General features: G+C 61.9%; 9 protein-coding genes. 6 read left to right on the top strand and 3 right to left on the bottom strand.

The window, feature by feature from the left end; genetic code table 11:
• Positions 1-16: 16 nt before the first annotated feature.
• From BV106_RS35135 to BV106_RS06440, 3 genes are all read left to right on the top strand, one after another.
• Positions 17-2,248, top strand: a complete 2,232-nt coding sequence (locus tag BV106_RS35135) for an SUMF1/EgtB/PvdO family nonheme iron enzyme (protein WP_051945257.1) — start codon at positions 17-19, stop codon at positions 2,246-2,248.
• An 86-nt stretch (positions 2,249-2,334) separates the two neighbouring features.
• On the top strand, positions 2,335-3,231 hold the full coding sequence (locus tag BV106_RS06445) for a hypothetical protein (RefSeq protein WP_038162252.1): 897 nt from the start codon (positions 2,335-2,337) through the stop codon (positions 3,229-3,231).
• Between the two features lie 260 nt (positions 3,232-3,491).
• Positions 3,492-5,018, top strand: a complete 1,527-nt coding sequence (locus BV106_RS06440; protein ID WP_038162251.1) for an alpha/beta hydrolase — start codon at positions 3,492-3,494, stop codon at positions 5,016-5,018.
• A 75-nt stretch (positions 5,019-5,093) separates the two neighbouring features.
• Here BV106_RS06440 and BV106_RS06435 read toward each other — a convergent pair whose 3' ends face one another.
• From BV106_RS06435 to mtnA, 3 genes are all read right to left on the bottom strand, one after another.
• The gene (locus BV106_RS06435) at positions 5,094-5,447 is read right to left on the bottom strand and encodes a glutaredoxin (protein WP_038162249.1); all 354 of its coding nucleotides are present in this window, start codon (positions 5,445-5,447) and stop codon (positions 5,094-5,096) included.
• A 113-nt stretch (positions 5,448-5,560) separates the two neighbouring features.
• Positions 5,561-7,741 (bottom strand): AMP-binding protein, encoded by a 2,181-nt coding sequence (locus BV106_RS06430; protein ID WP_038162247.1) that lies wholly within the window; start codon positions 7,739-7,741, stop codon positions 5,561-5,563.
• 109 nt (positions 7,742-7,850) lie between these two features.
• On the bottom strand, positions 7,851-8,969 hold the full coding sequence (gene mtnA, locus BV106_RS06425) for an S-methyl-5-thioribose-1-phosphate isomerase (RefSeq protein ID WP_038162244.1): 1,119 nt from the start codon (positions 8,967-8,969) through the stop codon (positions 7,851-7,853).
• A 168-nt stretch (positions 8,970-9,137) separates the two neighbouring features.
• Between mtnA and BV106_RS06420 the strand changes: the two genes are divergently transcribed.
• From BV106_RS06420 to BV106_RS06410, 3 genes are all read left to right on the top strand, one after another.
• Complete coding sequence (locus BV106_RS06420; protein ID WP_081891556.1) at positions 9,138-10,073, top strand: AEC family transporter; 936 nt, start codon at positions 9,138-9,140, stop codon at positions 10,071-10,073.
• A gap of 125 nt (positions 10,074-10,198) precedes the next feature.
• Positions 10,199-10,867 carry a DUF1080 domain-containing protein gene (locus BV106_RS06415; RefSeq protein ID WP_051945255.1) on the top strand — a complete coding sequence of 223 codons (669 nt, stop codon included), beginning with the start codon at positions 10,199-10,201 and terminating at the stop codon, positions 10,865-10,867.
• A 50-nt stretch (positions 10,868-10,917) separates the two neighbouring features.
• Complete coding sequence (locus BV106_RS06410) at positions 10,918-12,420, top strand: SGNH/GDSL hydrolase family protein (protein WP_038162240.1); 1,503 nt, start codon at positions 10,918-10,920, stop codon at positions 12,418-12,420.
• The last annotated feature ends 320 nt before the right edge of the window (positions 12,421-12,740 follow it).

Here is a 12,740-nt window from a genome sequence, read left to right as displayed (position 1 = left end):
CGGATCCCCCCAAGCGATGGTAGTCCTGTATGTTGACCCAAATGCTGAAGTTCGCGCCACACGGGTGGCGAGCCTCGCAGAACAGGGGTACACCGTGCATGAAGCCGATGACGCGGAAACGGCGGTGGGCTTGGCGCAGAACCTCCTCGAGCTGAACGTGCTGATCTGCGAAGGCGTTCTGGGAGAGTTCACCGGCTTCGACTTGCGCGACGCCATCACGGAAAAGTTTCCCGAGCTGCAAACGGTCTTCACCAGCCGCTATGACCTCACGGGCTTTGAGGAGGCCATCAATGGATGCCCCCTCGTTTACGATCCTGTGCCGGTCTCCAAACTGATCAGCATCATCAAGGAAGCAGCCGTCACCGTCTCCGCTTCCGGGCAGAATCTTGAGGCAGTCGTCGTGCAGGCGGCCGCGACCGCGCCCGCAGTGGTCCAGGCCTCCCAAGCCACCGCCAAAGTACCGCGCCCGGTCGCTCCTGCGGCGGCTCCCCACAAGAATGAGGCACCCAAACCCGTCAAACCTCCGGCCCAAACGGCACGAGCCACGGCAGTGGTCGGCACCGGTCCGGGCAAGGTGGCACGTGCCGTCCCTGTCTCAGGAAGCGATACCGGGGTGCTTCAGGCCGCGCTAGTGAGCGCCGACGAGGACGAAGAGTACAAGAAACCTCCCCTGCTGGCCCCGGAAACGGTCCTGGGAAATTACATCATCAAGGAACGGCTCTACGCCGAGCCGGACACGGAGTCCTACATCGCCGTGCAGCAGGGCGTGCATCGCGAGGTGGTGCTCGTCGTGCTCAAACCGGAAAAGATCGTCAACCCGAGCGCCATCTCCGACTTCCAGGAGCGGCAGCGCGTGAAGGCAGCGGTGGCACACCCCCGCATCGCCCCTCTCTATGAGGGCCTCCAGATTGGTCGCTATCACTTCTACACACGGGAGATGCCGCATGGCATGACCGTGGACAAGCTGCACGAGACCGGTGAAAAGTTTGGGGAGAAGATCCTCGCTGATATCATCGGGCACATCGCAGAGGCCATGAGTTATGCCACCCACCGTGGCTATCATTACCGCATGCTGTCCGGCCGCGATGTCTTCGTGGACAGCGAACATCAGGCCAGCATCGTCAACGTCTTCCGTCCAGCGGGCAGTCGCACCCGTGACTTCGTCGCCGATACCAAGAAGCTGCTCTACATGCTCCGCACCATCGCGGATGGCCCCCGGGCCCGGCATCTGATAGACGACTTGGTGAAGGAGAACCTGGACTGGGAAGGTCTCCGCCAGCAGGCGATTGAGTTTCAAGAAGAGTTCCGTGAGCGCAGCTTGCTGAAACGGGCGGACACCAAGGAAGCCCAGGTGATTGAGTCTGCCCGCCAGTCGCGGGTACCAGTGTGGGCATATGCGGTCGCCGGTGTGCTTCTGATCGGCCTGGGTGCCGTAGTGGTGCAGCGCATCACGGGTGGCCCCAAGCTGGCCGCACCGGTCGAGCAGACCATGAAGCTCATCCCGGAAGGGAAGTTCCTCTTCCGCCGTGGCGAGACCAAGGAACTCCCCGCCTTCTGGATGGATACCCACGAGGTCACCATCGGGCAGTACGCGATGTTTTTGGACGCCTTGGAAAAAGATTCCGCGGCAGCCAAGGCCTACGACCATCCAGACCAGCCCAAGGCGAAGAAGAATCACCGTCCTGAACGCTGGGAAGCCTATCTCGCGGCCGCACGCACGGGAGGCTTCTTCAACAACCAGCCCATGGACCTCAACTGTCCCATCGTGAATGTGGACTGGTGGGACGCATTTGCCTTCGCCAAATGGCGGGGTCACCGCCTTCCCAGCGAGGAAGAATGGGAAAGAGGCGCACGTGGCACCGACGGCCGAGCCTTCCCCTGGGGCACCGAAAACCGCCCCGCTTCCGCCAACTTGGGCACCGACTACGACCCGAAAGGCAAGGGCGGTGACGTGGACGGCTACAACTACTGGGCCCCCGTGAACAAGATCGTCGAAGACCTCAGCCCGGAAGGGATCGCCGGAATGGCGGGCAACGTCGAGGAGTGGACCTCCACCTGGAGCACGCACCCAGACTACCCTGACCTTCTCGTGCCGGTGGTACGGGGTGGGCACTTCGCCCAGAAGACGCCCAGTAACGTCCTCTCCAGCCGCACCTATGCCCAGTCTGCCTCAGAGGCCACCTTGGCCCGGGGTTTCCGCACCGTCAGCGACAAGGCGCCAGAGATGGACACCAAATCCAAGTCCTGATCTGATGGAGCACCCCGCCGGATTGAACATCTGGCAGCGCTCCGGTTCTCATCCACCCGCCCTTCACCTTCACTCTTCTCTGCTCCATGCCTTCCCGACTCTCCCGCCTTGTCCTGTTTGTTGCCTTGGCCATGGGTGCATGGTCTACCCAGGCCCACGCCCAGTTCCTGACAAACGTCAAACTCAACAAGGCCACCTACCTCACCTATGAGGCCGTGGAGGCCACCATCACCATCAACAACCGCTCCGGCACGGATGTGGTGATGGGTGGACCCAACGGCCTGGCCTGGCTCGCCTTTGAGGTCATCAATCCCGCTGGCAACCAGGTGCCGACCATCCGTCTGAACTCAGACGAGAGCATCATCTTCAAGTCTGGCGCGAGCATCAGCCGCAAAATCCTCATCTCCGACTCCTACTCCTTCTCCGAGTACGGCCAGTACACCATCGCCGCCAGCGTGTACCACCCGCCGTCCCAGCAATACTTCATCTCGAACAAGGCCCGGGCCCAGTTCGTGGACGCCCGCCCACTGGACATCCCCAACCTCAACTTCGGCGTGCCCCCTGGCCTTCCTGGCGAGGGCCAGATCCGCAAGTATTCCCTCTCGGTGCTGCGCGACTTTGACCGGTCCTACCTGTATGTCCGTCTGCTTGATGAGAAGACCGGGCTCAAGCTGGCCACCTTCTCCTTGGGAGCCTGCATTCTGGTTTCTGCCGACCCCCAGGTCACCGTGGACCGGGAAAACAAGCTTCACATCCTCTTCATGGCGGCTCCCCACATCTACGCCCATGTGTGCGTGGACACCCAGGGCAAGATCATCCGCCGCGCTTACCACAAGGAGAACAAGTCGGACCGTCCTGAACTCGTAGTCCAGGCGGACCAGAGCATCGGCGTCGTCGGTGGCGAGACCTACGACCCCAGCGCCCCGGTGGCCGACAACAAGCCCAAAGGTCGCTCGATCAAAGAGCGTCCTCCAGGACTGTAAGGCTGGCTGTTGAAAGTAGTGCTGGGCTTTAGCCTGGCGTTGCATGACGTGAAACGCGCAACTGACGAGCTGAAGCTCCACACTACTTTTCTCCTCCCGCTTCCGCGCAAAGATTGATTGCGCACCTTAGCGCCTGCGTTTTTTGTCGCAGCGATGCCGATGCCCCCATTGCGAGCCATCTCAGGTCTGTTTGTTCTCACGGCTCTTACGTTCCCTTCCTGCGCTGGTAGCGGGGGAGGCTCGCCACTCCAGTCCCCCCCATGGATCGGGCGGCCTCGGCCTGGAAAGTGCTGGGGAAGGAGAACCTCACTCCCTTTGGTCGTGAGGTGGCCGTGAGCCGGTACCGCGAAGCGGTCACCGATGTCGTCCAAAAGCTAAGTGATCAGCCTCCCCACCAGTGGCCGCAAACCGTGACCCTGCCGGGCCGTGACGGCCCTTGGACAGTGCGGATCGACCCTGGACTTGCCCGAGGCTCTGGCCACGATGTCTGGCAACCTGCCTTGATCGACAAAGTCCGCCCGTTGGCGCTGGAAACCCGACGCACCCCGGAATATGCCCGGCTTCGCCGCAAGGGCATTGGAGCCCCCTACCTCGCCATTCACAAGCCTCGGGAGGGCGAAGCCACCAGCAAGTTCACCCCGGAAAAGGGACAGTTCCTGCCCATGACGGCGCTGCTGCAGTTCGATGGGAATCAGCAAGCGACGCTGAAACTCGCCGACCCGCGCGCCTTGAGCGAAGTGACGGCCGGAGACCGCCCGTGGCCGGTTGCGGCGGACTTCTCCATGCCGGTGAGGAAGTCACTCCAGCCCGCCACCTTTGTCTCTGCCACGGTGGGAGGCCTGATGCGGCCTGGCAACTACGTCACCCGAAACGGGCTCTACCTCATGGAGCCCTACCGCGCCGACAAGGTGCCGGTGATCTTCATCCACGGCCTGATGGCCGATCCTCACATCTGGCAGGCGCATGCGGCCGCATTGATGGCCGATCCGGAGTTGGGACCACGGATTCAATGCTGGTACTACGTCTATCCCACGGGTTTACCGGTGGTGTCCTCCTCCACCTGGTTCCGCCAGGCCCTGGCTGAACTGAAAGGGAGCGTGGATCCCGAGGGGAACGATGCTGCGTTCAAGAACATCCTGGTCATAGGCCACAGCATGGGTGGGCTGGTCGCCCGGATGCAGGTCACGGAGTCCAAGGACGTCTTCTGGAACACCTGGTTCGCCTGTGCGCCTGACCAGCTGCAGCTCGATGCCCCCCTGCGGGATGAGCTGCGCAACATGCTGATCTTTCACGCCAATCCGGATGTGAAGCGGATCATCTTCATGAACACACCACACCGGGGCAGCCGCATGGCAGGGAGCTGGCTGGGGCGCTGGGGATCCTCCATGGTGCGTACCCCTGGGCAGATGGTGGATCTGGTCACCGCGGTGGCCCGGCTCGATCTGGCCCACATCAATCCCAACCGGGGACGGTTCGATGGATTCGGTGTGGACGGCATCAAGTCCATGCAGCCAGATCATCCGCTGATTTTGGATCTCTCCCGACAGCCCATCCGGGCCAAGTATCACACGATCATCGGTGAACTGTTCGAGACTTCAGACCCAACCAAGTCCAGCGACGGTGTGGTGCCCTACGAAAGCGCTCATCTGGACGGCGCAGAGTCTGAACTAATCGTGCCCACGTGGCATGGTGACGTGACGAACCGGCGAACGATCAACGAGATCCGCCGCATCGCCCGGCTGCACGTTCTGGGCAAGGCCGCTGGTGCTCCCCAGGAAAGCAGGTAGCTACGAGCTGAACGGGCATAAAAAGACCGCCTCCCTTTGGAGGGAGGCGGCTTGAAAAAGGTCGGTCGCGTGACGTTACGCGATGAACTTCACCGCGCCCGACTGCTTGGCCATGGCGGCGTGCTGCTCATCGGAGCAGGAGGAATTGATCGGCGCATCCGGCTCGACGTCGTTCTGTTCCAGCAGGTTGTTGTCGAGCATCCAGCGCTCCACTTCTTCGCCGCTGATGTCTGGCAGCATGGTGTCGTTGATCTCCACGCAGGGGCTCAGGGGCTGGCCGCTCTTCTGCTCCATTTCCCAGCGGAAAGCGGGGTTCTTGATGATGTCCTTCTCCTCGTAAGGCAGGTTGTACTTGCGGAAGATGGCGCGCACGCCTTCGCTCCAGCCACAGTAGGTCTTGAGGTAGGCGGTAATTTTGGGTTGGCTCATGGCGAAAGCAGGTTGGGGATGAAATTGAGGAAAGGGTACGCCCCCAAACTAGGGTCCGGCAGGGAAAATGCAACCTGCCAGACCAGTAGGGGTGAGTCCGCACCCGTTGGCTGCTACCAGCCGCCGGCGCTTTTCGCCAGGCGCTCGCAGGCCTTGACGTCCAGTTTGCCGCTGGCCAGGACAGGAATCTCCTGCACACGAACCATCTTCTTGGGGATCCAGAGGGGCGGCATACCGCGGTCGAGCAGCTTGTAGCGCAGATCCAGGATCTCCTGCTGCACATTGCCACCGGAAACCGAGGTCAGCAGCACCAGGGCTTCGCCCTTTTCCTGATCCGGAACACCCACCACGGCAATGCGCCGGGCCAGTTCATGCTCCAGACCGAGGGTCTTGTTGACGGAATCTTCCACCGTCTCATGCGGCACCATTTCGCCCCCGATTTTCGAGAAGCGGCTGATACGGCCTTCAATGTAAAGGAAGCCGTCGGAGTCCAACCGACCGATGTCGCCGGTGCGGAACCATTCTTCCTTGATGACCTCCTCGGACTTCTTCGGGTTCTTGAGATAACCTTCGAAGACGTTGGCCCCCTTGAACCACACCATGCCGCTCTGAAGAACAGGCAGCGGCTCGTCGCTCTCAGGGTCGGTGATGCGCAGGGCCATGCCAGGGAGCAACTGGCCCACGCTGCCTGGACGATGGCTCGGGAAGACGACCGTTTCACCCTCTGGGGTCGGGTCGTGCAGGTTGACGTTGGTGGCCGGGGAGGTCTCCGTCAGGCCATAGCCTTCGAGCACCTTTTTCCCAAACCGGCCTTCAAAGGCATCGGCCACGGCTTTGGGCAGCTTTTCTGCGCCCGTCACCACCAGTTTCAAAGAGGCGAACAGGTCGGGATTGATCCCTTTGAGATATCCGCGCAGGAAGGTGGGCGTGGCGATCTTGAGGGTGACCTTGTGCTTGTAGATCAGCTCGGCGAGTTTCTTGGTCTCCAGCGGCGTCGGGTAAGTGACAAGCGAGAGCCCCTGAATGATTGGGAACCAAAGGGTGACCGTGCACCCGAAGCTGTGGAAGAGCGGGAGACAGCCCAGAATGCTGTCGGTCGAGTTCAGATTCAGGCGACTGCCAAACTGGCAGACGTTGGCCATGAGGTTACGGTGAGTGAGCACCACGCCCTTGGGATCCCCGCTGCTGCCGCTGGTGAAAAGCAGCAGGGCCTCTTGATGGCCCCCCTTCTTCGAAATACCCAGCAAGGCCGCGATGGCGCTGGCGGGAAGCAGCTTGCACAACACGAACCACTGGGAGATGGCGGCCCGCTTGAGCGGCAGCAGGCGCTCGATGAAGGTGAGCTGACGGTTGGGCGGCCAGGGGAACGTCTGGAGCTTCCGGACAAAAAGATCTGCCGTCAGGTAGTGGTCCAGATCCGCCTGTTTCATGGCGCTCTCCACCGACTGCCGACCTGCGGTGAAGTTCAGGTTCACCGGCGTTTTGCCAGCGAACAGGACCGCGAGGTTCGCCACCATGGCCCCGAAGCCAGGAGGCAGGATGATCCCCACACGGGACTTCTGGGTGACGGACTTCACATGTTTGCTCAGCACGATGGCCGCAGCGAGCACCTTGTCATACCGCCACGTCTGGTCGTCTTTCCCGTCAAACAGGTGAGCACGGGAACCATGCTTCTTCAGGCCCTGGACGAGTGCATAGGCCAGATTGCGGTCCAGCAGCGGATTCTTGGCAAAGCACACCTCGGCCAGCACCAGCATGGACTGCAGGAGCTCCGCCGTATTGATCTTGTCCCCCTTCAGAACGGGGCCGAAGGCAAAAATCGCATCACCCGTTGGCTTGGCGGCCTCAATGGCAAGCACCACGTCGTTGGTGTGCAGAATGTGCAGTGGTTGCAGCGGAACTCCCAAGGAAACGAACAAATCCAGTCGGGCGCCTGGCACAGAAGAGAGCGCGGCGGGTTGCGTCGCGGCGTCAGGCGTCACATACACCAGCACCGTCCCCTTCTCCACTTCCTGCTTGAGGGACGCAGAGAGAGCCGCCACATCGGGGGTCTTCCCGTCAAACTCGATGACCCGGACGCTTTCGCCATGCAGATGGCTCTCCACCAGAGTCTCGACGCCAGCGGACTTGTCCTTCACATAAGCCAGCGGCCGCCCTCCCAGGAATTTTTCCAGATGGAGCAGGTCGTAGTACGCCAGCTGACTGGGGATGATGAAGACTCCCCCGGAAAGCACATGCTCCTGTCCGAGAATGAGGATTTCCTTGAGCTTGGGAGGTTCGTGGAGAGTCGACATGGATGGGAATGGATGCTAGCAAGGTTTCTGCCCGATACCAAACGCGGAATTGACAAAGTACGGCTGCAAAAAACGCGGGAAAGCGGTCTGGGGCAGGATGAAGGGCAAGTCAACCTTGCACCGTATTTTTTCGAAGGTGACGAAGTTGTTGCGGGGTGGTTTCAAAGATCCCGTGTTCGGTGATCAATCCGGTGACGAGTCGTGCCGGGGTGACGTCAAAAGCATAGTTGGCCGCCGGGCTCGCGCTGGGGAACAAGCGCACTGTTTCCAGTGCTCCTGAGGCCGTCAGCCCCTCCATGCAGGAGACTTCATCGCCGCCGCGCTGCTCGATGGGGATTTCCTTTAGCCCATCGCCCATCGTCCAGTCCATGGTGCTGGAAGGGAGCGCCACATAGAACGGCACCTCATTGTCCCGGGCGGCCAGCGCCTTCAGGTAGGTCCCGATCTTGTTGGCCACATCCCCGTTCCCTGTGACCCGGTCGGCCCCGGTGATGACCAGATCCACCAGCCCATGCTGCATGAGGTGCCCGCCCGTGTTGTCGGCGATCACGGTGTGCGGCACCTCTTCCTGGGCCAGTTCCCATGCTGTGAGGCGCGCCCCCTGATTGCGAGGGCGGGTCTCATCCACCCAGACGTGCACGGGAATGCCAGCGGCGTGAGCAGCGTAGATCGGGGCCGTGGCACTGCCGTGATCCACAAAGGCCAGCCACCCAGCATTGCAGTGGGTGAGGATGTTCACCGGCTCTCCAGAGGGCTTGTTCTCGTGCAAGGCACGGATGAGCTGCAACCCGTGCTCGCCAATGAGGCGGCAGGCCTGGACGTCCTCTTCCGCAATCTCTTCTGCCAGGGCCTGGGCACGGAGCAGGAAATCGGTTGGCTCCGGGTGCTCCTGCAAGAGCTGGAGATGCCGGTCCACCGCGTAAGCGAGGTTCACCGCGGTCGGCCGCGTACGCTTGAGCTGGTTCGCCCGCTGCTGAAAGGCGGCATGGAAATCAGGCTCCTGGCTTGCCTCCAGAGCGGCCAGCCACATGCCATAGCCTGCGGTGGCACCAATGCAGCCGGCCCCGCGCACCCACATGTCCTTGATGGCCACGGCCACCTCCCCGACCGAGCGGAGCTCCACGAGCTGGAAATCCCAAGGGAGCTTCAACTGATCGATAATCTCGATCACATGCGGCTCACCGGGTTTGAGCCGGACGGTGCGGTGGGGAGTACCATTGATGTGCATGAGCGGGGAGCGCGGACGTGAGGCTTCTTTTCAGTGGGCAGCGACGAGCAACGGGTGCATAGACTGGACCCCAAGTCCGGCAGGTATGGGACCAAACACCCGTCCGGCCGCTGCGGAAACAAAATTAACGCCACTTCCCCCGCTCACTCTTCATCTATCGCGCCCAACATGTCTCCCGCTGCTGTCCTGACTGCAACGATGCCCGTCTATCTAACGATGCTGGCAGGAGCTCTGGCGCGAAAGTTCGGCTGGCTGAAAAAGGAGTCGGATGCGGGGATCATGACGCTGGCGGTGCGGCTGCTTTTCCCGTGTCTGGCGGTGGAGCGTATTGTGGGCAATCCGGCGCTCAAGAACGGCTTGCAGGTGCTGTTGGCTTCCGCCCTCGGGTTCGGCCTGGTCGTGGTGGCGATGTTCCTCTGCTATTGGATCGCTCCCCTGCTCGGCCTCAAACGCGGTGAGGGTGCCCGCACCTTTGCCCTCTGCACCAGCTTCCAGAACTACGGCTTCGTGGCCATCCCGGTAACCGAGGCGCTGTTTGGCAAGCCGCTGGTCGGGGTGTTGTTCACCTACACGCTCGGGGTGGAAATCGCCATGTGGACAGCCGGAGTGGGCCTGCTCACCGGGTTTGGCAAGGCCCCGTGGCGGCACGCGATCAATCCGCCTGTGCTCAGCATCTTGGCGGCACTCGCGCTGCACTACAGCGGAGTCGGCGTGTACATCCCCACCATGCTGCACTCGCTCATGGGCCAGTTGGGGGCATGCGCCGTCCCTCTGTGCGTGATCCTCATCGGTGCCAGCATCATGGACCTCATCGGCGCAGAGCGCTTTGCCTGGGGCACCGCCATCTCCAGTGCGGTGCTGCGCCAGTTGGTGCTGCCGTGGACCTTTCTCCTAGCGGGAGTGCTTTTGCCTCTGGGCACAGAGATGAAGCAGATCCTCGCCGTGCAGGCGGCCATGCCGGCGGCGGTCTTCACCATGGTGCTGACCCGCCACTACGGAGGCCATCCGCCCACTGCCATGCTGGTGATCGTGGCCACCACCATCGCCAGCATCTTCACCGCCCCGTTCGCCATCGGCTTTGCCTTGCGGTGGTTCGGCGTCTGAGCAGGGGTGAGGCACAGGCGGCGGAACTCCACCGCGTGTATCCGGATCTGATGCGAAAGTGACTCCCTCGCAAGGGATGGGGGCTGGGCGGCGTTCTCTGCCTCTCTCAGCCAACCACTTCTCCCATGCGTCTCCCTGCCTTTCTCCGCCCGCTTCGCCGGGCGCTGCCCCTGCTGGCCGTAGTCTCCTTGATCCCGCTGACCAGCCCTGCTGCGGACCAGGGCTTCACTTCGCTGTTCGACGGCTCAACCTTTGCGGGCTGGAAGACCGAGACCGCCACCGGCTACAAAGCGGAGAAGGGCGTACTCAGCTGCACCCCCGAGGGCAAACATCTGGTGAGTGAGAAGACCTATGGCAATTTTCACCTGAAGTTTGAGTTCAAGCTCTCCGAGGGGGCCAACAACGGCATGGGCGTCCGCTGCGATGACATCAAGCCCGGCAGCAAGGCCGCCCCGCACCTCAACGGGATGGAGATCCAGATCATCGACGCCAACGTGCCCAAACACGCCACCATCAAGGACTGGCAACACCACGGCAGCATCTACGGAGTCGTACCCGCCAAGCGCGAAGGCTTGAAGCCGGTCGGCGAGTGGAACACCGAGGAAATCATCGCCCAGGGCACCAAGGTGAAAATCATTCTCAATGGCGTGACCATCGTGGATGCCGACCTGGCCACGCAGAAGCCCATCGACGGGCATGAACACCCGGGACTGCTCAACAAAGAGGGTCATCTCGTGATCTGCGGTCACAAAGACCCCGTTGATTTCCGGAACCTCCAGATCAAGACGCTTTAGGCTGGGACGCCCCCCTGTTTTCTGATTCAATAGCTCCAACTCTTTCCTCCATGAAACCACGCTTCCTTTTCACTGCCACCGCCCTGGCCGCAGGTCTGGCACTCCACTCCACCCACGCCCAGGAAAAGCAGCCCGCTCCCGCCCCCCCAGCCGCGACACCAGCCGCTCCCGCACCTGCAGCCGCAGCGGTTGCCAAGCCGAAACCCGCGGCCCAACCCAAGGGCCTGGGGCTCAAGAACGATGACCGCTTCATCTTCATCGGCGACTCCATCACCCACCAGTGTCTCTACACCCAGTTCGTGGAGAACTTCTTCTACACCCGCTATCCCAATCTGCGGCTGCACTTCCGCAATGCCGGGATCAGCGGGGACCGTGCGCAGGATGCCCTCAACCGGTTCGAGGAAGACATCGCCGCCTTCAAACCCACCGTGGCCACCATCCTGCTGGGCATGAACGACGGCAGCTACAAGGACTTCGACAAGGCCACCTTCGACACCTATGCGAAGGGCATGACCGAGCTCATGAACCGGCTCGATGCCATCAAGTGCCGGGTCATCGTGATGAGCCCGACCATGTTTGACCACCAGGCCTGGGACGTGCGGATCAAGGAAAAACCCGACTACGCCAAGGGCCGCATCGTGGACAACTACAACGCCGTGCTGGCGTACTACGGCAAGTGGTTGCAGGAAACTGCCTGGAAGCGCGGCTACCAGTTCGTGGATCTCTTTGGTCCCCTCAACACCCTGACTGTGGACCAGCGCCGCTCGGATCCCAACTTCACCCTCATCGCCGATGCCATCCACCCCGGCAACGACGGCCAGTTCGTCATGGCCTACTCCCTCCTCAAACAGACGGGTGAAACCGGCGGCATCCTGGGTGCCGGCGTCAAGGTCGTGAACGGCCAGTGGAAATCCCTGAACCCCGGCGTGGTCACCGAAGTGAAGGGCAACCCCGGCCGCTCCGTGAGCTACACCATCAAGCCCCGCGCCCTGCCATGGACACCCTATGCCGATGCTCCGATTGGCGCGAAACTCACCAAGGCCGGCCACACTGCCTCCCAGGAGTCCCTGGTTGTCTCCGGCCTGATCAACGGTCGCTATGACCTCCTGGTGAACGGCAAGATCGTCGGTGTCTGGGATGAACGCCAGCTGGCTGTGCATGCCGAGATCCAGGAAGACCCGGACTCCCCCACCTACCAGCAGTCCATGCAGGTGGCCGCGCTCAACAAGAAGCGCAATGACGAGGCCGTGCGCCCGCTGCGCAACCTGTGGGGCAAGCAGAAGGGCATGTTCAACAAGCGCGAAGCAGACCCCGCTGCCTATGAAACCTGGCAGGTCGAGTTCAAAGCCAAACGCGCCGAACTCGATGCCCTGGCCGCCAAGTACGAGGAAGAAATCTACAAGATCAACAAGCCCCCGGTGCTGAAAGTGGACGTGCATCCCACCGTCGTGCCCGCCCCGGCGGTCACCGCACCACCCGCCAAGCCCGAAGTGAAGCCAGCGCCAGCAGCCGCTCCAGCAGCGCCCGCCACTGAGCAGAAGAAGGCAGCGTAGCCCGCTGCGCGAGAGACGAAAGTAGTCGGCTTCAGCCTGTTCAGTCGCGCCGTTCACGTCAAGCGTCGCCAGGCTGAAGCCCAGCACTACTTTCAGCTGCCAGCCACGGGCGTAGTCCGGTTGTGCCAACCGGCTGTAGAAGCGGAGGGATAAGACGTGGTGCGGTGCTTGATCGAGATAAGGTCTGGAGCGTCAGCGGCCACGCGCCCGACCGGGACAGGAATGTCCCTCGCTCCTTTTACTGACCGCGAAGCGAAGCAAAGTAGTGCAGAGCTTTAGCTCGTCAGTCGCTCTACCCACGTCTTCCAATACCGAGCTTC

The organism is Verrucomicrobium sp. BvORR106, from assembly GCF_000739655.1.
Taxonomy (GTDB): domain Bacteria; phylum Verrucomicrobiota; class Verrucomicrobiia; order Verrucomicrobiales; family Verrucomicrobiaceae; genus Verrucomicrobium.
This window is presented reverse-complemented; position numbering and strand designations above follow the sequence as displayed.